The 21,130-nt window shown below is 72.9% G+C and carries 22 protein-coding genes; 12 read left to right on the forward strand and 10 right to left on the reverse strand.

Annotation, left to right across the window (positions count from 1 at the left end; genetic code table 11):
* Positions 1-4: 4 nt before the first annotated feature.
* Positions 5-2,347: a membrane protein gene (locus IE97_RS0100340; protein ID WP_030147105.1), complete on the reverse strand. Its 2,343-nt coding sequence runs from the start codon at positions 2,345-2,347 to the stop codon at positions 5-7.
* Positions 2,348-2,637: 290 nt separating this feature from the next.
* On the opposite strand from IE97_RS0100340, the gene IE97_RS0100345 reads away from it, so the two are divergent.
* Complete coding sequence (locus IE97_RS0100345; protein WP_030147106.1) at positions 2,638-3,471, forward strand: DeoR/GlpR family DNA-binding transcription regulator; 834 nt, start codon at positions 2,638-2,640, stop codon at positions 3,469-3,471.
* A 58-nt stretch (positions 3,472-3,529) separates the two neighbouring features.
* Positions 3,530-4,000, forward strand: a complete 471-nt coding sequence (locus IE97_RS0100350) for an SRPBCC family protein (protein ID WP_030147107.1) — start codon at positions 3,530-3,532, stop codon at positions 3,998-4,000.
* Positions 4,001-4,027: 27 nt separating this feature from the next.
* On the opposite strand, the gene IE97_RS0100355 is transcribed toward IE97_RS0100350, so the two are convergent.
* Complete coding sequence (locus IE97_RS0100355) at positions 4,028-5,152, reverse strand: PLP-dependent cysteine synthase family protein (RefSeq protein WP_030147108.1); 1,125 nt, start codon at positions 5,150-5,152, stop codon at positions 4,028-4,030.
* Between the two features lie 352 nt (positions 5,153-5,504).
* On the opposite strand from IE97_RS0100355, the gene IE97_RS0100360 reads away from it, so the two are divergent.
* The 5 genes from IE97_RS0100360 (at position 5,505) to IE97_RS0100380 (ending at position 8,802) form a co-directional block, all read left to right on the forward strand.
* The gene (locus IE97_RS0100360) at positions 5,505-5,828 is read left to right on the forward strand and encodes a hypothetical protein (protein ID WP_030147109.1); all 324 of its coding nucleotides are present in this window, start codon (positions 5,505-5,507) and stop codon (positions 5,826-5,828) included.
* Positions 5,829-6,011: 183 nt separating this feature from the next.
* On the forward strand, positions 6,012-6,554 hold the full coding sequence (locus IE97_RS0100365) for an ATP-binding protein (RefSeq protein WP_030147110.1): 543 nt from the start codon (positions 6,012-6,014) through the stop codon (positions 6,552-6,554).
* 190 nt (positions 6,555-6,744) lie between these two features.
* On the forward strand, positions 6,745-7,308 hold the full coding sequence (locus IE97_RS0100370; protein ID WP_030147111.1) for a TetR/AcrR family transcriptional regulator: 564 nt from the start codon (positions 6,745-6,747) through the stop codon (positions 7,306-7,308).
* Positions 7,309-7,318: 10 nt separating this feature from the next.
* The gene (locus IE97_RS0100375) at positions 7,319-7,897 is read left to right on the forward strand and encodes a DUF4865 family protein (RefSeq protein ID WP_030147112.1); all 579 of its coding nucleotides are present in this window, start codon (positions 7,319-7,321) and stop codon (positions 7,895-7,897) included.
* A complete protein-coding gene (locus IE97_RS0100380) occupies positions 7,894-8,802 on the forward strand; it encodes a phosphotriesterase family protein (protein ID WP_030147113.1) in 909 nt (302 codons plus the stop codon). Before IE97_RS0100375 ends, IE97_RS0100380 begins: the two co-directional genes overlap by 4 nt.
* A gap of 40 nt (positions 8,803-8,842) precedes the next feature.
* Here the strand turns inward: IE97_RS0100380 and IE97_RS0100385 are convergent, their stop codons facing one another.
* The 4 genes from IE97_RS0100385 to IE97_RS0100400 all read right to left on the reverse strand — a co-directional run bounded on the left by IE97_RS0100385 (position 8,843) and on the right by IE97_RS0100400 (position 12,259).
* Positions 8,843-9,265 (reverse strand): PPOX class F420-dependent oxidoreductase, encoded by a 423-nt coding sequence (locus tag IE97_RS0100385; protein ID WP_030147114.1) that lies wholly within the window; start codon positions 9,263-9,265, stop codon positions 8,843-8,845.
* 18 nt (positions 9,266-9,283) lie between these two features.
* Positions 9,284-10,174, reverse strand: a complete 891-nt coding sequence (locus tag IE97_RS0100390) for an NAD(P)-dependent oxidoreductase (RefSeq protein WP_030147115.1) — start codon at positions 10,172-10,174, stop codon at positions 9,284-9,286.
* A 167-nt stretch (positions 10,175-10,341) separates the two neighbouring features.
* Entirely contained in the window at positions 10,342-11,580 is a 1,239-nt protein-coding gene (locus IE97_RS0100395) for an ROK family protein (RefSeq protein ID WP_030147116.1), read from the reverse strand.
* A 37-nt stretch (positions 11,581-11,617) separates the two neighbouring features.
* The gene (locus tag IE97_RS0100400) at positions 11,618-12,259 is read right to left on the reverse strand and encodes an alpha-ketoglutarate-dependent dioxygenase AlkB family protein (protein ID WP_030147117.1); all 642 of its coding nucleotides are present in this window, start codon (positions 12,257-12,259) and stop codon (positions 11,618-11,620) included.
* A 68-nt stretch (positions 12,260-12,327) separates the two neighbouring features.
* On the opposite strand from IE97_RS0100400, the gene IE97_RS0100405 reads away from it, so the two are divergent.
* Entirely contained in the window at positions 12,328-13,461 is a 1,134-nt protein-coding gene (locus tag IE97_RS0100405; RefSeq protein WP_030147118.1) for a methyltransferase, read from the forward strand.
* Positions 13,462-13,484: 23 nt separating this feature from the next.
* Here the strand turns inward: IE97_RS0100405 and IE97_RS0100410 are convergent, their stop codons facing one another.
* Both IE97_RS0100410 and IE97_RS0100415 read right to left on the reverse strand, forming a co-directional pair.
* Entirely contained in the window at positions 13,485-14,345 is an 861-nt protein-coding gene (locus IE97_RS0100410; protein WP_030147119.1) for a class II fructose-bisphosphate aldolase, read from the reverse strand.
* Positions 14,346-14,365: 20 nt separating this feature from the next.
* Positions 14,366-15,247: an SIS domain-containing protein gene (locus IE97_RS0100415; RefSeq protein ID WP_030147120.1), complete on the reverse strand. Its 882-nt coding sequence runs from the start codon at positions 15,245-15,247 to the stop codon at positions 14,366-14,368.
* A 117-nt stretch (positions 15,248-15,364) separates the two neighbouring features.
* Here IE97_RS0100415 and IE97_RS0100420 point away from each other — a divergent pair, with 117 nt between their 5' ends.
* Both IE97_RS0100420 and IE97_RS0100425 read left to right on the forward strand, forming a co-directional pair.
* Positions 15,365-16,144 (forward strand): DeoR/GlpR family DNA-binding transcription regulator, encoded by a 780-nt coding sequence (locus IE97_RS0100420; RefSeq protein WP_030147121.1) that lies wholly within the window; start codon positions 15,365-15,367, stop codon positions 16,142-16,144.
* Positions 16,145-16,213: 69 nt separating this feature from the next.
* The gene (locus IE97_RS0100425; protein ID WP_030147122.1) at positions 16,214-18,031 is read left to right on the forward strand and encodes a glycoside hydrolase family 15 protein; all 1,818 of its coding nucleotides are present in this window, start codon (positions 16,214-16,216) and stop codon (positions 18,029-18,031) included.
* A 3-nt stretch (positions 18,032-18,034) separates the two neighbouring features.
* Here the strand turns inward: IE97_RS0100425 and IE97_RS0100430 are convergent, their stop codons facing one another.
* Complete coding sequence (locus tag IE97_RS0100430) at positions 18,035-18,997, reverse strand: hypothetical protein (protein WP_030147123.1); 963 nt, start codon at positions 18,995-18,997, stop codon at positions 18,035-18,037.
* Between the two features lie 185 nt (positions 18,998-19,182).
* Here IE97_RS0100430 and IE97_RS0100435 point away from each other — a divergent pair, with 185 nt between their 5' ends.
* Positions 19,183-19,398, forward strand: coding sequence for a heavy-metal-associated domain-containing protein (locus tag IE97_RS0100435; protein WP_030147124.1), 216 nt, complete (start codon positions 19,183-19,185; stop codon positions 19,396-19,398).
* A 201-nt stretch (positions 19,399-19,599) separates the two neighbouring features.
* Here the strand turns inward: IE97_RS0100435 and IE97_RS0100440 are convergent, their stop codons facing one another.
* Positions 19,600-20,256 (reverse strand): class I SAM-dependent methyltransferase, encoded by a 657-nt coding sequence (locus tag IE97_RS0100440; RefSeq protein ID WP_030147125.1) that lies wholly within the window; start codon positions 20,254-20,256, stop codon positions 19,600-19,602.
* Between the two features lie 164 nt (positions 20,257-20,420).
* On the opposite strand from IE97_RS0100440, the gene IE97_RS0100445 reads away from it, so the two are divergent.
* Entirely contained in the window at positions 20,421-21,122 is a 702-nt protein-coding gene (locus tag IE97_RS0100445) for a phosphatase PAP2 family protein (RefSeq protein WP_037843821.1), read from the forward strand.
* Positions 21,123-21,130 lie beyond the last annotated feature (8 nt).

Consider the following 21,130-nt stretch of genomic DNA (forward strand, 5'->3'; position numbering starts at 1 on the left):
CCGCCTACGCGGCGGGCGGCTCGGGCTCGCCGCGCGGTGCCGGCAGGTCCGGTCGCAGCCGGGCCAGCAGCTTGTGGCGCTCCTCGGCGAACACCGGGTCGGCCTGGTAGTCGGAGTGGCCGAGGATCGGCGCGGGCAGCGGGTGCAGGTCGGTGCGGCCGTAGGCGAGAGGGTCCGTCAACGGTGCGTGGTCGACGCCGAGATCGCGATCGCCGGGCAGACGTACGGGGCCGCCGATGGGGTCGGTGAGCCGGTACAGGTTGCGCCAGCAGTCGACCTCCCGGCGCAGGGAGCCGAGTGCGGCCGGGCCGAAGTGCGCCGGGAACCAGCGGCCGTAGAGGCGTTCCAGCGGTGAGCCGTAGGTCAGCAGCGCGACGCGTTTGCGGGCGGACGGGACGAGTTGCCAGGCAGCGGCGGCGGCGAGGACGCTGCCCTGTGAGTGCCCGGAGATGACCAGCCGTCCGCCGGTGACCCGGGTCCAGGTCGCGATCCGCCAGGTCAGGTCGGGCACGGCGCGCTCGGCGTAGCAGGGCGGGGCGAAGGGGTGGGCGGCGCGCGGCCAGAAGGTGCCGACGTCCCAGAGGATGCCGATGGTGCGGCGGGCGGCGGCGTCCTTGTAGGCGCGGCGGCCCCAGGTGACGAACAGTATGAAGCCGAGGCCGATCAGCCAGGAGCCGAGGGCCTCGGCGGTCTCCGCGGCGCCGTGGACGATCGGGGAGGCGCCCCGCGCCGCCTCGCCCGGTGTCTCGTCGGTGGTCAGGGCGCCCACGAGGGCCCCGGATCCGAGCAGCAGGGTCGCGCCTGAGGTGACGGCGACGAAACGAGGCCCCCGGTCGGTGAGCGCGGCCATCGCCCGGGCGTAGGCGATACGGCGGGTGCGGGCGCGGTCCTGTGCCTCGTCCGGGTAGTCGCGTGCCACCGCCTCGCGCTCGGCGCGGGCCAGTTGCCAGGCGCGGTGGGCCAGCCAGCCGCTGAGCACCAGGAGCACGACGATCAGGGGTGGGATCACGGACGCCTGCCAGGTCAGCAGGACCGGCGGGCCGTCGATCGAGGTGCCGGTGCCGTCCAGCCAGTCGGAGACGCGCTGGGACACGCCGCCGGACATCACCCCGCCGAGGGCGCAGGCCAGCATGGCGACGGCCGGTCCGCCGAGGCCCCGCAGCACGGCCCGCCGGTCGGGGTGGGTGCGGTGCAGGAGGTGGGCGACGACGGCCAGGACGATCACGAGCAGCCCCTGCGCGAGGGTGATCGCGCCGAAGGTGGCGTCGCCCGGCAGCCGGCCGGACGACTCCCACCCGGGGCGCTCCCACCCGGCGTACAGCAGCGAAAGGGCGAGCAGCATCAGCGCGACGAGCGGCAGGCGTCGTACCAAGCGCCCGTCGAGTTCCTTGTCGAGCCGGTGCTCGCTGCGGCCCCGGCGGCACACCACCCACACCACGGCGACCGCGCAGGCCGCCAATGCCACCTCCAGGAGCAGGCCCAGGGTGTCCAGTACGGCGGGTCCGCCCGGCCCGCGGTCGTGGCGGGCGGCGGCGCTGCCGACCGCTGCGGCGACCGTGACCAGTCCGGCGGCGGTGTGCGCGGCGCGCAGCCGGGCGACCAGCCGGCGTCCGTACCAGAAGCCGGGCCGGCCCAGGGCGGTCGGTCTGCCTTCCTCCTCGGGCTCCAGATCGCGGGCGAGCGGCTGCTGGGACTCGTAGTCGCTCCAGGTGCGCCGGGACAGGTACCACAGCAGAACGGTCAGGGCGGTGGGGACGAAGGACGCGAGGGCGAGCCTGCGGCCGGGACTGCTCCACCAGCCGCCGTCCGAGACGGTGGGAGAGAGGAAGCCCAGCCAGGAGTGGCGGTCCGCGCAGGCCCGTGTGCCCGCGCACTGCCAGGCCGCCAGGTCGAGGGCGACCTCGCAGGCCGCCGCGACGAGCAGCACCGTGAGGGTGAGCCCGGCGAGCCGCACCAGCAGGCCGTACAGTCGCACGGTGCGGCGGCGGCCGCGGGCGGCGGGGCGCATCCAGTGGGCGAGGTTGACGACCATGAACGGCAGCAGCAACAGCCACAGGGCGCGGGTGCCGTTGCCGGAGGTGAGGTTGCACCAGACGTAGGCCTCGGGCACCGGTCCGTCGCGGCGGTGGGCGCCGGGGCTGGTCTCCGCGTCGACGTCGTCGGCGCGCCGGAAGACGGCCGCGATGTTGTCGCCGGTGATCCGCACCGTGCGCGGATCGTTGAGCATCTCCTGCGGCGTGGTGCCGCCCACGCCGTGGACCAGGAGTTCCAGGGCGGTCCCGGTCTCCCCGGGCCGCGCGGCGGGTCTTTCCGGCCCGCCGGTCGACGCTTGCTGCGCACGTTCCACTGATTCGCACTTCCCCCGTGACACGCCGTCGGCTCTGTCCGTGCGGGCACAAGGATCTCCACTTTCGGGGTGCCGCACACCTCCTGTCACGGAATCTCCCCGATCCGTGACCTGGCGGAGCGACAGGCGAGGCGGAGGTGACGTGTGCGCGACAAGTGGTCCGTGGCGCCGTCCGCTCCGCGACATGCGAGGATGGGGCGTCCGCGCACCGGAGCCGGGGAGAATGTCCCATAAGGGGCGGGTGTGCAGGGCGTGTCGGACGGCATTGAGGCGAAAGGACCGGAGCGTACGTGAGCGAGAATCAGAACCTCCTCGCGGAGCAGCGGCGATCCCTGATCCTCGACGAGGTCCGCCGCCGCGGCGGGGTCCGGGTCAACGAGCTGACCCGCAAGCTCGGCGTGTCGGACATGACGGTCCGCCGCGACCTCGACGCGCTCGCCCGCCAGGGCGTGCTGGAGAAGGTGCACGGCGGCGCGGTACCGGTGGTCGAGGCGAGTACGCACGAACCCGGCTTCGAGGCCAAGTCGAGCCTGGAGCTGACCGCCAAGGAGGACATCGCACGGGCCGCGGCCAAGCTGGTCGCCCCGGGCGCGGCGATCGCCCTGTCGGGCGGTACGACGACGTTCGCGCTGGCGCAGCAGCTGCTCGACGTGCCGGACCTGACGGTGGTCACCAACTCGGTGCGGGTCGCCGACGTCTTCCACGTGGCACAGCGCACCTCGGGCCCGCGACAGGGCGCCGCCACGGTCGTGCTGACCGGCGGTGTGCGCACACCCTCCGACTCACTGGTGGGACCGGTGGCCGACCAGGCGATCGCGGCGCTCCACTTCGACCTGCTGTTCCTCGGCGTGCACGGCATATCGGTCGAGGCCGGCCTGTCGACGCCGAACCTCGCGGAGGCGGAGACCAACCGGCGGCTCGTGCAGTCGGCCCGGCGGGTGGTGGTGGTCGCCGACCACACCAAGTGGGGCAAGGTGGGCCTGAGTTCGTTCGCCTCGCTGGAGCGGATCGACACGCTCGTGACGGACGCCGGCCTGCCCGACGAGGCGCGCGGGGTGGTCACGGAACACCTGCGGCGGCTGGTCGTGGCAGGAGAGGCCGAGGACGAGGGTACAGACATCTGACGGGCCGCCGGCTAGGGTGACCCGACCGCCCGCCTCCTCGCCACGGAGGGCACCGTCCATGGCTCACCGTCTGCGCCCGGTGGGGCTCGACTTCGCCGAGGCCGCGCCCATACGGCACGTCTCCGCGCTGGACATCTCCGCTCCGGTGGAGGCGGTCTTCCGCGCCCTGAAGGACGTGCCGGGCTGGGTCGACTGGTTTCCCCAGGTGGCGGAGGCCCGTCCGGTCGGCGACGGGGCGGAGCGCTACATCCGGCTCATGGGGGGTGTCCGGTTCCGTGAGTCGATCATCGCGGTGAAGGAACCCGAGGTGTACGCCTACCGTGTCGACCTCACCAACGTGCCCGGGGTGCGGGCGATCGTCGAGGAGTGGCGGCTCGCACCCGTGGGCCGTGGCACCCGGGTGCGGTGGACGTTCGCGACCGACGGGACGGCGCCGTACCGGCTGTTCATGAAGCCGGTCCGGGCCGCCCAGGCCCGCGCGTTCCGGGACGCCGTCACGGCGCTGGACCGGCGGCTGACGGCCTCGTAGCACCCGCCGGGTCCGCGGGCTCGGCTCTCAGTCGGCCCAGACGCCTGTTTCCAGCAGCGAGTCGATGGCGGCCGTGTACGGCGCGATGTCCAGCCCCTGGGCGGCCAGCCAGGTGTCCGAGTAGTACTTGTCGAGGTACCGGTCCCCCGGGTCGCACAGCAGGGTCACAACGCTCCCCTGCCTCCCCTCGGACACCATCTCCGCCACGATCTTCAGCGCGCTCCACAGGCCGGTGCCCGTCGAGCCGCCGGCCTTGCGGCCGATGGCGCGCTCGAGAGCCCGAACGGCGGCGACGCTGGCCGCGTCGGGCACCTTCATCATCCGGTCGATCGCGCCGGGCACGAAGCTGGGCTCCATGCGGGGGCGGCCGATGCCCTCGATGCGGGAGCCGCAGTCGCAGGTGACGTCCGGATCGCCGGTGGTCCAGCCCTCGAAGAAGCACGAGTTCTCGGGGTCGGCGACGCAGACGCGGGTGTCGTACTGCATGTAGTGGACGTAGCGCGCGAGGGTCGCGGAGGTGCCGCCGGTGCCCGCCGTGGCGACGATCCACGCCGGCTCGGGGAACCGCTCCAGGCGCAGCTGCCGGAAGATGGACTCGGCGATGTTGTTGTTGCCCCGCCAGTCGGTGGCCCGTTCGGCGTAGGTGAACTGGTCCATGTAGTGGCCGCCGGTCTCTGCCGCGAGACGGGCGGACTCCTCGTACATCGTGCGGGGGTCGTCCACGAAGTGGCACCGGCCGGAGTGGAACTCGATGAGGCGGATCTTCTCGGCGCTCGTGGTGCGCGGCATGACGGCGACGAAGGGAACGCCGATGAGCTTCGCGAAGTACGCCTCCGAGACCGCCGTCGAGCCGCTGGAGGCCTCGATCACCGGTCTGCCCGGCCGGATCCAGCCGTTGCACAGGCCGTAGAGGAACAGGGAGCGGGCGAGCCGGTGCTTGAGACTGCCGGTGGGATGCGTCGACTCGTCCTTCAGGTACAGGTCGATGCCCCACCGCTCGGGCAGGGGGAACTGGAGCAGGTGTGTGTCGGCCGAGCGGTTGGCGTCGGCCTGGACCCTGCGGACGGCTTCTTTCAGCCACGCGCGGTAGGCGGCGTCGCTGTGGTCGACGTCGACGGTGACGCCGTTCCGGGTCTGCTGGGGGGTGCTCACGGGGGCTCCTAACGCTGCGCGCCGACGACGGGTCGCGCGGCCGACACTCCGATCATAAACACCTTCCGCACGCTTCTCACCTGCATAAACGCATCTTTGAGCCCCCCAAAGCGCCCCCTGGGGCAGGACCCGGTGCAAGGGGGCGCGCGCTCCCGGGGACGCACTTGCGTGTGTGCTCCGGGCGCCCCCTCGAGAGGGGGTCGCGTGCACTGGTGCTCGACGAGGGGTGGGGGGCAGACTGCATCGCGGGAGTCAGGCCCCGCACGGGGCACACTGGATCAGCACAGGAGCTTGCGCCGGGTACCGCGGAGAGCGCGACCGGTGCACCGACGCGCACAAGGGGGCGGGTGACATGGCGGAGCCGGAGTTCAGGGCCACGGGGGTGCGGATCGGGAAGCGGCTGCGTTCGCTCACCCGGGCCGGGCAGGTCCGGATCAGCGACGGCCGGCTCGAGCTGCTGACGAGTTACGGCAGTGAGATCGACAGCGCGCCGGTGCAGGCGGTGCGCGCCTCCAAGCCCTGGTTCGGCCCCGAGGACCGGGCCACGGCTGATCTCAACGGCAAGCGGTACCAGCTCACCCTGGGCGAGCACGACCCCGCTCCGGGCGAGCCCGGGCCGCCCGCCGCACGGCGCTTCATCGAGGCCGTGCGCCGAGCGGCGGGGCGTGGCCACTGAGATGTCCGCGAGTTGCGGTACTCCGGCCCCTGCCTCACTCTGGTCTCACGTCACTCTGGGTTTACCGGCGATAACGCTGCGAACCAGCCCGCCGGCCACGACAGCGGGCGGCAGTGTCAGGAAGACGCCCTGCTGGATCCGAAATCCGTGTTCTTCCGGACCTCACGTCGGGGAGTCGCAGCCGTGATCAGCTATCCAAGCAGGCACTGCACGGTGGAGCTCCAAGCCCTGCCGTCGCGGATCGGCCAGGTCCGCAGAATCGTATCTGCGCAGTTGCGCTACTGGCATCTGGACGCCCTGATCGACCGGGCCTCGCTCGGCGTGACGGAGCTGTTGTCCAACGTCCACCGGCACGCCCAGCCCGACAAGACGTGCACCGTGGAGATAGAGCTGCTGCTCGACCGGCTCACCGTCTCGGTCCGCGACCACGACCCTCGGATGCCCGTGCTCGAGGATCCCCGGGACATCGCGCCGCTGGCGACCTGCGGGCGCGGGCTCGCGATGGTGGCCGCCATGAGCGAGAGCTGGGGCGTCCGACCGGACGGCGAGTCCGGAAAGGTCGTGTGGTTCACCCTGCCGACGCCCGCCCCCGCGGTGGCGGCGCCGCCGCGACGGGCCAGGCGCGCGGTCCAGGAGAAGCCAGCGCGCAGGTTCGCGGAGGTCGCGCACGTCACCGACGCGCTGCGACCCGAACATGCTCCCGCCCGGTCGGCCGTTGCCGGTTGACCGGGCGGTGACCACCTCCTTCCCCTCCCGCGGGGGGTGCCGCCGAGGCGTACGCCGCCGGGTGCCGTCAGCCCGGGGCGCCCGCCCTCGGGACCTGCCGAGGCGGGCCGGGAACCGGCATGCCCCTTGAGGGCTGCACGATGCCTTTCCCGTCTCGCCTTCTGTACCTACTGGTATGTACAGTAGGCGCATGAGTACGTCGGAACGGCTGATCGAGTCCACTCGCGAGCTGCTGTGGGAGCGCGGCTACGTGGGCACGAGCCCCAAGGCGATCCTCGAGCGGGCGGACGCCGGGCAGGGAAGTATGTACCACCACTTCAAGGGCAAGCCCGATCTCGCCCTGGCCGCGATCCGGCGGACAGCCGAGGAGATGCGAGCCGGAGCCGCGGCAGTGCTCGACGGCCCGGGCACGCCCTACGAGCGAGTCGAGGCGTATCTGCGGCGCGAGCGGGACGTGCTGCGGGGCTGCCCGATCGGCCGGCTGACCATGGACCCGGACGTGGTCGCCAGCGCCGAACTGCGCGCACCGGTCGACGAGACGCTGGACTGGCTCCGTGGACGGCTCGCCGGGATCGTCGAGGAGGGCAAGGAGCAGGGCCTGTTCGCGCTCTCGCTGGACGGCGAGGAGATCGCGGCGGCGATCGTCGCGACCGTCCAGGGCGGCTACGTCCTCGCCCGCGCCTCCGGCAACCCGGCCGCGTTCGACGCCGGAGTGCGGGGCCTGCTGTCCCTGCTGGCACCCCGACCCGCCTGAGGAGACACGCATGCATGCCACGCAGTACGGACTGACCCTGCCGGCCGACTACGACATGGGCGTCATCCGCGACCGTGTCGCCCGGCGGGGGCATCTGCTCGACGACTGGGACGGACTCGGCCTCAAGGCCTATCTGGTGCGCGAGCGCGGACTGCGCGGCTCGCCGGTCAACCAGTACGCGCCCTTCTATCTGTGGAACACCGTCGAAGGCATGAACGCCTTCCTCTGGGGCGGCGGGTTCCAGGGAATCAGCAACGACTTCGGGCGGCCGTCCGTGCGGCAGTGGACGGGGCTCGCGTTCGAGGAAGGGACCGGTGCGGACGCGCGGTTCGCGGTACGGCGGTGCCAACCGGTACCCGACGTGGGCGGGTTGGCCGAGACGGTCGAGGACGCCGTGCGTGAGACCCGGCGGCTCGCGGCGGAGGACGGGGTTCTGCTCGCTGCGGCGGCCGTCGACACGAGCCGGTGGGAACTGGTGCACTTCTCCCTCTGGGAACACGACACGCCCAAGGCCGACGGCGACGTGTTCGAGGTGCTGCACCTGTCGGCGCCGGGCCGGGACCGGCTGCCGCGGGGGCGCCAGTGGTGAGCGCGGTCCGTACGGTGCTGGGGGACGTGGCGCCCGGGGATCTGGGCGTGTGCGACGCCCACGACCACCTGTTCTTCGGCAGTCCCCGGCTGCCGGGCCAGGAACTGAGCGGCGTGGCGGCGGCACGGGCGGAACTGGTCGCGTTCCGGGAGCAGGGCGGACAGGCCGTGGTGCAGTGGACGCCGTACGGGCTCGGGCGGCGGGCCGCCGATCTGCCGCCGCTGTCCCGGGAGACCGGCGTGCACGTGGTGGCGGCGACCGGCCTGCACCAGGCCGTGCACTACGACGAGGAGGCGCTCGACGGGCTGCGGGGCCGGCTCGCCGAGGTGTTCGTCTCGGAACTCACCACGAGCATCGGCGTGTCGGGGGTGCGGGCGGGGCTCGTCAAGGTCGCGGGCGGATTCCACGCCCTGGACGCGCACGCCCGCTGGACCATGGCGGCGGCGGCCGAAGCGCATCACGCCACGGGCGTGACCGTCGCCGTGCACCTGGAGCTGGGCACCGGCGCGCTGGACGTCCTCGACCTGCTGTGCGGTGAGTTGGGGGTGCCGCCGCACCGTGTGGTGCTCGGGCATCTGAACCGCTCCCCCGACCTGGTGGTGCACCGCCAGGCGGCGGAGTACGGCTGCTATCTGGCCTTCGACGGCCCGTCACGGGCGAACCACGCCACGGACTGGCGGATGCCGGACGCCGTTCGGGCGCTCGCCGACGCCGGGTTCGGTGACCGGCTGCTGCTGGGCGCCGACACCACGACGGCCCCCGCCCGCTCGGTGGGCGGCGGCCCCGGGATGCCGTACCTGCTGCGCCGGGTGCGTCCGCGGCTCGTGGAGGCCGTGGGCGAGGAACTGGTGGGACGCGTCCTCGCGGAGAACCCGGGCCGGGCGTTCGCCGTGGAGTGGCGCTGACCGGCGTGGCGCCGGCCTCAGGATCCTTTGAGAGGCCCCCTCAGCCCCCGGCCTGGTCGCTGTCCTTCATCTCGCCCCAGCCGTGCCAGCGGTCCACCTCGATCCAGGCGCTGACCCGGGGCCGGACCCGGTCCGGGTAGGGCTTGCCCAGGTAGTGCCGGGCGAGGAGGTCGATGTCGGTCAGGCCCTCGTCGTCGTACATCTCGGTGACGCGGCCGATGAGGGTGACGTGGGTGTACCAGTCGTCACCGGCGAGGACGGTGAGCGTCACGCGCGGGTCGCGGCGCAGGTGCTTCAGGCGGACGCGGCCGGCGTCGAGGTTGACCAGCACCCGGCCGTCCTTCCACGCGTACCAGGTGGCGGTCGAGACCGGTGCGCCGTCGGAGCGCAGGGTGGCCATGACACACGGGTTGGGCCGGCTCAGCAGGGCGTCGGCCTCGGGGGGCAGCGGCGGCTTGGACACAGGGATACCTCCAGGTGGTCAGGCGGACGGTTTCTCGTCGAAGCTGGCGAAGTAGGCCGCGACCATGTCCTCGTCGCCGTGCCCTTGGGCGGCGGCACGCTCCATCCGGGCGGCGGCCGCTTCGGCGACGTCCAGGCGGACGCCGCCCTCGGCGCCGGCCTCGACGATCAGGCGGGCGTCCTTGGCGGCCGTGCTCACCGCGAACTGGGGCGGCGTCAGGCGGTCGTTGAGGAGCAGGTCGGACTTGGCGCGCAGATAGCCCATGTCGAGCGGGCCGCCGGCGACGAGGCCGAAGAAGTCGGCCGGGTCGACGTCAAGAGCCTTCGCCAGCGCCAGGGCCTCGCCGGCGGCGGCCGTGACCGCGAGTACCCAGCTGTTGGCGACCAGCTTCAGCCGGGTGGCCCCGCCCTCCGCCCCGTCCTCGCCCGCCCACACCGTGCGGGCACCGACGGCGTCGAAGACCGGGGTCACCTTCTCGCGGCCCCCGGTGGGGCCGGCGGCGAGCACGGTCAGTTTTCCTGCCTCGGCGGGCTGGCGGGTGCCCAGGACGGGGGCGTCGTAGAAGACCAGTCCGTGATCGCCGGCGAAGGCGGCCAGAGTGCCGATGGACTCGAGGCCGGCGGTCGTGGACTGCACCCAGACGGTGCCGTGGCGCAGGGCGGGGGCGGCCTGGCGCATCGTGTCCAGCGTGGCGGGACCGTCGTGCAGCATGGTCAGGACGACGTCACTGTCCTGTACCGCTTGCGCGGGGGTGTCCGCGACGCGCACCCCTTCGGCGGCCAGCGGCTCGGCCTTGGCGCGGGTGCGGTTCCAGGCGCGGACGGTGTGCCCGGCCCGGGCGAGGTTGCGGGCCATCGCGGCGCCCATGATGCCGGTGCCCAGGACGCTCACGGTGAGCTTGTCGGTCATTGCGTCGAACTTCCTCGTTGGTGCGGTGCGGGCATGCTGCCTGCGGACCAGCGTGCCCGCTCAGCGGCGAGCCTGCCCGGAAGCGGCGCGGACAAGCCTGCCGACCGTTCGCGCCCACCGCGATGAGCCCCCTCCCGAGTCCCGCCCGGAGTCTGCTGCGAAGGGCCCTAAGTGAGTGCCCCGAGCGGGTCGTCCAACACCGGCTGCCAGGCCAGTTCGGCGGCGCCGACCAGGCTGTTGTGGTCGAGCGTGCACGGCAGGATCGGGACGCCGCCGCTCTGGCCCCACAGGCTGCGGTCGGCGACGACGGCGCGCAGCCGGTCCGGATCGGCGTCCAGGAGGGTGCGGTGCAGACCGCCGAGGATGATCCGGTCCGGATTGAGGATGTTGACCAGCCCGGCGAGCCCGAGGCCGAGCCGGTCGATGAGGGCCTTGGTGGCGGCGCGGACGCCCGGGTCGTCGTAGTGGTGGCGGACCAGGTCGATGGACTGCTGGAGCAGGGACACCTCGGGGCCCGGCTCACGTCCCGCCTCCGTGAGGAAGGCCAGCGGGTCGGTCTCCACGTCCAGGCAGCCGCGGCTGCCGCAGTGGCAGGGGCGGCCCTCGGGGTGCACGGTGAGGTGCCCGACCTCCAGGGCGAGGCCCGAACTGCCCCGGTGCAGGCGGCCGTCCAGGACGAGCGCGCCGCCGACGCCCCGGTGGCCGGTGGCCACGCACAGCAGGTCGCGGGCACCGCGTCCGGCGCCGTGCCGGTGCTCGGCGAGCGCGGCGAGGTTGACGTCGTTCGCGGCGAACGCGGGTCCGTCGATGCCGGCCGCACGCACCTGCTCGGCGAAGATGTCCCGCACGGGCGCGCCCGCGGGCCAGGCCAGGTGCAGGGGGTTGAGGGCCAGGCCCTCGGGTTCGGCGACCGCGGACGGTACGGCGAGCCCCGCGCCCACGCACCGGCGTCCGGTCCCGCGCAGCAGCTCGGCGCCCGCCGTGACCACGGAGGCGAGCACCTTCGCCGGGTCCGCGTCGACGACCTCGCAGCCGGGCGTGGTGGCGACGATCCGGCCGCCCAGGCCGACCAGCGCCGCCCGGAATCCGTCCGCGTGCACCTGGGCGGCGAGCGCGACAGGCCCTTCGTCGGCGACGGCCAGCTTGTGCGAGGGCCTGCCCTGCGAGCCGGCCGCCGCGGCGGGCCGGGCGTCGACCCGGATCAGCCCGAGCGCCTCCAGTTCGGCGGCGACGGCACCGGCCGTCGCCCGGGTCACCCCGAGCTCGGCGGTGAGCACGGCCCGGGTGGGGGCACGTCCGGTGTGCACGAGTTCCAGTGCGGGCCCGAGCGCTGACCGCCCCCGTTCGAGCCGCGTCCTCGAGGTGCTCCCATCCCCCGCCGGCCGGGGGTCCGCCTTCCCGCTCATGAGGGCGAGTCTCCCATGATCCGCCGGGCCGGGCGGCCTACAGCCCGCTGACCCGGAGCGTGATGTTGAGCCGTCCCGTCAGTCCGAGTCCGGGTGGCGCCGTGCCCGCGTGCACACGGGGAACACCGTGGTAGGCGAGCCGGGACGGGCCACCGAAGACGAACAGGTCACCGCTGCACAGCTCGACATCGGTGTACGGGCGGGCGCGGGTCTCGGTGTTGCCGAAGCGGAAGACGCAGGTGTCACCGAGGCTCAGCGACACCACTGGAGCGTCCGACTTCTCGTCGCTGTCGCGGTGCATTCCCATGCGGGCGTCGCCGTCGTAGAAGTTGATGAGGGCGATGTCGTAAGCGGCGACCCGTTCACCCAGTGCGTCCAGCACCGCCCGGCTGCCCAGCTCGCCCAGCCATCCGGGGAACGGCTTGACGGGGGCGCCGTCGCCGTCGACGACCGTGCGGGCGTAGGCGTACGGGTACCAGTGCCATCCCAGGCATACCTGCCGGGCGGTCATGGTGCCGCCGCCGGGCGTGCGAACCGTGCGCAGCCCCGCCGGTGGGCGTGCCCACTCCCGGCAGGCCTCGAGCAGCTCGCGCTGGTGCCGCGCGTCCAGCCAGCCGGGCACGTGCACCGCGCGCGGTGCGACCTCCGTACGTTCCCGGGGAAACAGCTCGGCGTCCATGCTTCCCATCCTCCCCCACCGGTCGTGAGCTGCGGCTCGGCTAGCCTTGACGCACGATGGACGACCGTATGACGACGCCGTGGGGCGAGCTCGCGCTGAGCCGTTTTCCCGAGGACCCGCGAGACAGGCTGCGCGCCTGGGACGCCTCCGACGAGTATCTGCTGAGGCATCTGGCCGAGGAGAAGGTCCCGTTGCCGGGCACGGTGGTGGTCGTCGGGGACCGCTGGGGCGCGCTGGTCACGGCGCTGGCGGCGCACCGGCCGGTGCAGATCACCGACTCGTACCTGGCGCAGGAGGCGACGCGGGCGAACCTCGCGCGGGCCGGAGCGGAACCCGGTGCGGTGCGGCTGCTCACCACGCAGGATCCGCCGCCGGAGCGGATCGACGTGCTGCTGGTACGGGTGCCGAAGAGCCTGGCACTGCTGGAGGACCAGTTGCTGCGGCTGGCGCCGGCGGTGCACGCGGGGACGGTCGTGGTCGGGGCGGGCATGGTGAAGGAGATCCACACCTCGACGCTCCAGCTCTTCGAGCGGATCCTCGGCCCGACCCGCACCTCGCTCGCCGAGAAGAAGGCCCGGCTGATCTTCTGCACGCCGGATCCCGCACTGGAGCGGCCCGCCAGTCCGTGGCCGTACGTCTACACGCTCCCGGACGGCATCGGCCCGGCGGCGGGACGCACGGTCGTCAACCACGCCGGGGTCTTCTGCGCTGACCGGCTCGACATCGGGACCCGGTTCTTCCTCCGGCATCTGCCGAGCGGCGGGGGCGGCCGGCGGGTGGTGGACCTGGGCTGCGGCAACGGCGTGGTCGGTACGGCGGTTGCGCTGGCCGACCCGGCGGCCGAGGTGCTGTTCGTGGACGAGTCGTTCCAGGCCGTGGCCTCGGCGGAGGCGACATACAAGGCGAACGGTATGCCGGGGCACGCCGAGTTCCGGGTCGGCGACGGGCTGGCGGGCGTACCGTCCGGCAGTGTCGACCTGGTCCTGAACAACCCGCCGTTCCACTCGCACCAGGCGACGACGGACGCCACCGCCTGGCGGATGTTCACCGGGGCGCGGCGTACGCTGCGGCCGGGTGGTGAGCTGTGGGTGATCGGCAACCGGCACCTCGGCTACCACGTCAAGCTGCGGCGGCTGTTCGGCAACAGTCACCTGGTGGCGAGCGATCGCAAGTTCGTGGTGCTGAAGGCCGTCAAGCTGTAGCCCCGCCGAGGGCATGACGGCTGTCAGGCCGTAGCCCCGCCGAGGACGTGCAGGGTCCGGGCCACCGCCCGTGTCATCGCGTCCCGTCCCACCGTCAGGTAGCCGCGCGGATCGACCGCTTCGGGGCGTTCGGTGAGGAAGTCCCGGATCGCGCCGGTCAGCGCGATGTTCAGGGCCGTGCCGATGTTGACCTTGGTGATGCCGCCCTCGACCGCGGCCGTGAGTTCGCCGTCCGGAACGCCCGAGGAGCCGTGCAGGACGAGCGGGACGTCCAGGGCGGCGGACAGTCGTGTGAGGAGAGCGTGGTCGAGGGCGGCGGTGCGGGTCGTCATGGCGTGGGCGCTGCCGATGGCGACGGCCAGGGAGTCCACACCGGAGTCGGCGACGAAGGACCGTGCCTCGTCGGGGTCGGTGCGGGCGCCCGGGGCGTGGGCGTCCAGCGGGGGTCTGCCGTTCTTGCCGCCGATCTGCCCCAACTCGGCCTCGATCCACAGCCCCCGGTCGTGTGCCCAGCCGACGGCCGCCCGGGTCGCGGCGAGGTTCTCGGCGTAGGGCAGCCGGGCCGCGTCGTACATCACGGAGCTGAAGCCGGCCTCCGCTGCCTGGTGCAGGAGCGCCTCGCTCTGTACGTGGTCGAGGTGCAACGCGACCGGCACGGCTGCGTGTTCGGCGGCGGCGAGGGCCGCCCGGGCGAGCGGGAGGAGCCGTCCGCCGCGGAACTTGACCGCGTTCTCGCTGACCTGGAGGACGACGGGGGTGTGCACGGACTCGGCGCCGGCGATGACGGCCTCGACGTGTTCCAGGGTGATGACGTTGAACGAGGCGACGGCCGAACGGGCCGCGGCGGCGCGGGTGACGAGTTCTCCGGTCGTGGTGAGGGGCACGGTGTCTCCAGGGTCGGCGGTCAGGGCGCGAGGATCACCGAGCGCGTCAGGTGGCGCGGGCTGTCCGGGTCGAGGCCGCGGGAGGCGGCGACGGCGACCGCGAGGCGCTGGGCGCGGACCAGTTCGGCGAGGGGGTCGAGTCGCCCCTCGATCCACGTTCCGCCGGTGGACCGCACCTGTGCTGCGAGACCCTCGGGTGCTTCTCCGACCATCCAGGTCGCTGAGCCGCTGGTGGTGACGCTGATGGGTCCGTGCCGGTATTCCATCGCCGGGTAGGCCTCGGCCCAGGACAGCGACGCCTCGCGCATCTTCAGCGCTGCCTCGTTGGCCAGGCCGACGGTCCAGCCGCGTCCCAGGAAGGTGAACTGGGCGCACTCCACGAGCCCTTGGGGCAAGGGCTCCGTCAGGGCGGTGCGCGCGTCGGTGACGGCGGTGTCGCGGTGGAGGCCCAGGTGGGCGCGGAGCAGGGTGAGGGCTGTCGTGGCGAACCTCGTCTGGACGACGGATCGTTCGTCGGCGAAGTCCAGGACGGCGAGCTCGTCGGCGGCCGTCATCACCGGCGTGTCCGGGTCGGCCGTGATCGCGGTGGTGCGGGTGCGGCCCTTCAGCCGGCCGAGCAGGTCGAGGACTTCGGTCGTCGTGCCGGAGCGGGTGAGGGCCACGACCCGGTCGTAGCCGCGGCCGTACGGGAACTCCGAGGCGGCGAAGGCGTCGGTCTCGCCCTGGCCCGCGCTCTCACGCAGAACCGCGGCGGCCTGCGCCATGAAGTACGAGGTGCCGCAGCCGACGATCGCCACCCTCTCCCCCGGCACGGGCAGCGCCTCGGCGAACCGCTCCGCCTCCGAGGCGGCGCGGGTCCAGCACTCGGGCTGGGTGGTCAGCTCGTCCTCGACATGCGTCATGCCGCACCTTCCGCTCTGATTGTTCCTGCAAGATAGCGCGCACTTTCGAGCAACAACAAGCATTCGGGCGGGGGCGGTGCGCTAGGGTCGCCCGGAGATCGAGACGTGGAGGTGCGGATGTCGCGCGACGCCCGCTGGAAGGCGCTGCTGGAACTGCTCGTCGAGCGGGGCCGGCTGGACGTCGAGGAGGCGGCCGCGGAACTCGGCGTGTCGGCGGCGACGATCCGCCGGGACTTCGACGGGCTCGCCGAGCAGCAGATGCTGGTGCGCACGCGGGGCGGCGCGGTGGTGCACGGTGTGTCGTACGAGCTGCCGCTGCGCTACAAGGCGGCCCGCCACGCCTCCGAGAAACAGCGCATCGCGAAGGCGGTGGCGGATCTGGTCGCGCCCGGTGAGGCGGTCGGGCTGACCGGCGGTACCACCACCACCGAGGTCGCGCGGGCCCTGGCCGTCCGCGGGGACCTGGCCTCCGGGTCGCCCGCGCTGACCGTGGTGACGAACGCGCTGAACATCGCGAGCGAGCTGGCCGTACGGCCACAGTTCAAGATCGTGCTGACCGGCGGGGTGGCACGGGCCCAGTCGTACGAGCTGGTCGGGCCGCTCGCGGACGCGGTGCTGGGGCAGATCAGCGTCGACGTGGCGGTGCTCGGCGTCGTCGCCTTCGACGTCACGCACGGTGCCGCGGCGCACGACGAGGCGGAGGCCGCGATCAACCGGCTGCTGTGCGAACGGGCCGGGCGGGTGGTGGTGGCCGCCGATTCCAGCAAGCTGGGGCAGCGGGCGTTCGCCCGGATCTGCGCCGCCGGGGCGGTGAACACGCTGGTCACGGACACGGCGGCCGACGCGGCGACGCTACGGGCGTTCGAGGAGGCCGGGCTGCGGGTCGTCACGGTGTGACTGACCCGGCGTCGTCGGCCGGCGCGCCTAAGCTGGAGCTGAGGGGCGTGCCGGCTCAGGGAGGCTGCCATGCGCGGAACAGCGGACGGCCGGCGGTATCTGCCGATCGCCGAGCACGGGCTGATCGGCGATCTGCGCAGCGTGGCCCTGGTGGGGACCGACGGCACGATCGACTGGTACTGCTCCCCCGCCTTCGACGCGCCCAGTGTGTTCGCCTCGATCCTGGACGCGGAGCGCGGCGGCTGCTTCGAACTGGCGGCGACCGCACCGGCGCGGACCAAGCAGTTCTACTTCCCCGACACCAACGTCCTGATCACCCGGTTCTTCACGGAGGACGGCGTCGGCGAGGTGCAGGACTTCATGCCGGTCGACGGTGAGCCGGCGGAGGCGGAGCGGCACCGGCTGATCCGCCGGGTGGTGTGCGTGCGCGGCTCGATCCCGTTCCGTACGCGTGTCGCTCCCCGGTTCGACTACGGCACCCGGCCGCACTCCGTACGGCTGGCCGGTGACACGGCGCTGTTCGAGGCCCCGGGGCTGGCGCTCGCGCTGACCGCGACCGTGCCGCTGGAGCCGGACGGTCCGGACGTCCGCGGCGAATTCAAGCTCTCGGAGGGCGAGTCGGCGGTGTTCGCGCTGGACAAGGTCGGCGGTGAGGTGGCGCCCCGCCGCTGCGCCCGTACCGAGGCGGAGGAGCAGTTCGCGGCGACGGTGGCGTACTGGCGGCGCTGGCTGTCGGCCTCCCGGTACAAGGGCCGCTGGCGGGAGATGGTGCACCGCTCGGCCCTGACGCTGAAGCTGCTCACCTACGCGCCGACCGGGGCGATCGTGGCCGCGCCGACGACCAGTCTGCCCGAGCGGTTCGGCGGCGAACGCAACTGGGACTACCGGTACGTGTGGGTGCGCGACGCGGCGTTCTGCGTCTACGCCCTGCTGCGGCTGGGCTTCAGCGACGAGGCCGAGGCCTTCATGGACTTCGTGACCCGGCACATCAGCCCGGGCGACAGCAAGCCCTCCGGCCCGCTGCAGGTCATGTACGGCATCGACGGTCGCTCCGAGCTGCCCGAGCGGGAACTGGACCATCTCGAGGGCCACCAGGGCTCGGCGCCGGTCCGGGTCGGCAACGCGGCCACGGACCAGCTCCAGCTCGACATCTACGGGGCGCTGATCGACTCCATCTACCTCTACGACAAGTGGGCCAAGCCCGTCTCCAGCGACCAGTGGGACGACGTATGCGCGCTGGTGGACTGGGTGTGCGCCCACTGGGACCAGCCGGACGAGGGGATCTGGGAGACCCGGGGCGGGCGCAAGAACTTCCTGTACTCGCGGCTGATGTGCTGGGTGGCGATCGAGCGGGCCATCCGGATGGCACACCGGCGCGGCCTGCCCGCCGATCTGCCGCGCTGGCGGGAGTGCCGCGACACGATCTACCGGCGGATCATGAGACGTGGCTGGTCCGAGACGCGGCGGGCCTTCGTCCAGCACGAGGACGGGGACGTCCTGGACGCGGCCGTACTGATGATGCCGCTGACGAAGTTCATCGCCCCGACCGACCCCAAGTGGCTGTCGACGCTGGACGCGCTCACCGAGGAGCTGGTCTCCGACTCGCTGGTCTACCGCTACGACCCGCAGTCCAGCCCGGACGGGCTGCGCGGCGACGAGGGCACGTTCTCCATCTGCTCGTTCTGGTACGTCGAGGCCATGGTGCACGCCGGCCGGGTCGACGAGGCGCGCCTCGCCTTCGAGAAGATGCTGACGTACGCCAACCATCTCGGCCTGTACGCCGAGGAGATCAGCCACACCGGCGAGCAGCAGGGCAACTTCCCTCAGGCGTTCACGCACCTCGCGCTCATCAGCGCGGCCTTCAACCTGGACCGGGCGCTCGGCTGACGCTCAGTGCCCGTGACCGTCGCCCGAGTGCCCCTGGGGGGTACCGGGTTCGGCGGCGGCCGCCCCGCCGGCCCGGACGGTGAAGGCCGCCGTGTGGACCTTTCCGTCGTGCTTGAAGTCGAGGAACAGGCGATAGGGACCGGCGCTCGGGGCCGTGGCCGTGAAGGAGATGTCCGGGCCGGGCCTGGTCTTCCCGTCGCCGGGTTCGCCGTTGGGGTGGACGTGGAGGTAGGCGAGGTCGCCGGAGCGCAGGGCCACGAGGTGGCCGTAGGCGCCGAGGTAGGGCTGGAGGTCCCTGACGGCCTTGCCGCCGCGCGAGACCGTCAGCTTCAGTTCGCTCGCCCTGCCCGGGCGGAGGGTGCCGGCCAGCTCGACCTCGTAGCCGTCGCTCCTGGCCGTGGTGCTCGCCGGCGGGAGTTTCTCCGGACGGTACGGGCCGGAGGCGGCGAGGTCCGCGCCGAGGGTGAGGTTGCGGGCGTCCTTCTTCGCCGGGGTGAAGTCGGCGAAGACACGGTAGGCACCCGCGGTGGGGAGGTCGACGGGGGTGCTCCAGGTGCCGTCGGCGGCGCGGGCGGGGTGGAGATGGCGGTAGGTGACCAGGTCGCGTGAGGCCACGATGAGGTGGAGTTCCTTGTCGTGTTCGCGCTGGTAGGCGGTGACGGCCCGGCCGCTGCCGTCGCGGACGGTGAAGCGCAGGTCGGTGCGCTGCCCGGAGGTGACGCTCGGGGTCTCGAGGTCCAGGGTGTAGCCGTCCTCGGAGATCTGCAGTCCGCCGGCCGGGGGCGTCTCGTGCCGGGCGTGTGCGCCATCCTCCTCCGGCCTGGGCGCGGGACGTGTGTGCTCGTCCTCGTGCTTCGGCGGGCTGTCGGCGACGACGGGGCCGATGCCCTGGCCGACTCCGTAGGCCGTGCCGAAGGTCGCGGCCAGGACAGCCGCGAAGGTCGTGATCCTCAGTCCGGTGTTCATGGCCGACGTCTCCTCGAAGAACGGGCCTCCCGCTCGGATGCGGGCCTCCTATGCAGTTCACAATACCCCTGGGGGGTACTAAGTCAAGTTATTCCGACGCTTGCGGATTATACCCCGTGGGGGTATACAGGATTCCCGCGAGGGGTACCCCCGCCCCGTATACGATTCTCATCAAGGAGGCACCGATGCCCGTCACCACCTACGCCGTCTCCGGGATGTCCTGCGGCCACTGCAGGGCCACGCTGACCAAGGTCATCGGGGAGCTGGACGACGTCAGCGGGGTCGAGGTCGATCTCGGGACCGGCCAGGTCACCGTCACCACCGCCACCGCCGAGCCGGACGACGACCGGATCGCGGAGGTCGTCGATGAGGCCGGCTACGAACTGACCGCGCGGGTGTGAGCATGACCGGCGCCCTCCCGCGGAGCGCCTCGGGGGAGAGACTCACCCGCATGGACGGGGTGACGGCCCTGCCGTCGGCCGCGGCCGGCCCGCTCACTCCGGTGATCGCCGGGGCGGCCATGGCCTTCTCCCCGGTTTTCGTCGTCGGCAACTCGCTGCGGCGGCGTACCGTCCGGGCGACCGGCCGAGAACGGCGGCCGGTCAGCCGTTGCGCCACACCAGCGTGTAGCGCCAGAAGAGGCGACGGCGCAGGCGTGCGCCCGGCAGCACGGTGCGGGCCTCGCGGACGATCTCAGGGAAGGTCATGTCGGGCTGCCGGGTGCGCGCGGTCATCGAAGCCGGGCGGGATGCCCGGCGGCCCCGGTTCTTCACCAGCGCCATCACCACGTTGAGCGGGATGGACGCGATGCCGAGCAGACGGTCGACGGGCGTCCCGTCCCTCGAGACACCGACGACCACCAGGGTGCCGCCGGGAGCCAGACGGTCGCGGAAGGCCACGAGGGCCTCGGTGAACGGCAGATGATGGAGCACCGCGACGCAGGTGATGGCGTCGTACGACCGATCGGGAAGCCCGGTCGGCGCCTCGGCCACCAGGTACGTCACCGGGGCCGCCGGCGGGGTCAGCTCCCGGGCCCGGGCCGTGATCGCCGGGTCGGCGTCGACCGCGTCCACCCGCCCGGCCCGGGCGGCCAGCAACCGGGCGAGGTCGCCGCTGCCGCAACCCACGTCCAGGACGCTCCCCACCCGAGGCGGGAGCTGCCGTAGAACCCAGGGGTGGAAGTGGGCGTTGTGGTCCCAGGGGCGGGCGGCGTGGAAGCGGTCGAGGGCGCGCAGGAGCCGTGGCGGCAGGAGCGTCATGCGCCCAGTTCAGCAGAGGGGTGTGCCCGGGCACAGTGCCCGGCGTCACCAGGATGGCCGACGGCCGCCGGGGCACTCGCAAGGTACCGGCTCGCGGGGGCGCCGAGCGTGCGCCCGGCATGGGCCGGTACCTTGCTGGGGAAGGCCACTGCGGGGAGAAACACATGACCGATCCGACGACCACAGACGCGGACGCCCCCCGTCCGCTCCCGGGCAGAGGGAAGCCCGAGAACGGACGCGGCAGGCTCCTGCCCGCCGTGCTCGGTGATCTCAGAGCTGTGGACGGCGCCCTGTACGCGGCCGTGGCCGCCACCCCCACACCCACCCTTGACCGGACGCTGCGCCATCTGTCCCACGCGGCCGACCACTCCAAGATCTCGTTCGGAATCGCCGCCGCCCTGGCACTGGCCGGGAAGCGCCCGCGCCGGGCCGCGATCGTCGGCGTCGGCGCGATCGCCGTGGCGTCGGCCTCCGCCAACCTGCTCGGCAAGCGCCTGGTCCGCCGGGCCCGGCCGGACCGGGAGGCGGCACGGGTGACGGTGGACCGGCACGTGCCCATGCCGACCTCGGCCTCGTTCCCGTCCGGGCACACGGCGTCGGCGGTCGCGTTCGCCACCGCCGTCGGCGTGGTCCTGCCTCCCGCGGCGGTGCCCCTCGGTGCGCTGGCCAGTGCCGTCGGCTACTCCCGTATCCACACCGGCGTGCACTATCCGGGCGATGTGGCCGCGGGCGCGGTCCTCGGCATCGCGAGCGCCGCCGTGGCACTGGCAGCGGCAGCGGCCACGCCGTCGGCGCGAGCCCAGACGCTGCTCGCGGCGGCGCGTTCCTGGCCGCGGATCAGCATCGGCGGCCTGGTGCGCGGCTGAGTCGCAGG

The organism is Streptomyces sp. NRRL S-455 (assembly GCF_000717875.1).
Taxonomy (GTDB): Bacteria; Actinomycetota; Actinomycetes; order Streptomycetales; family Streptomycetaceae; genus Streptomyces.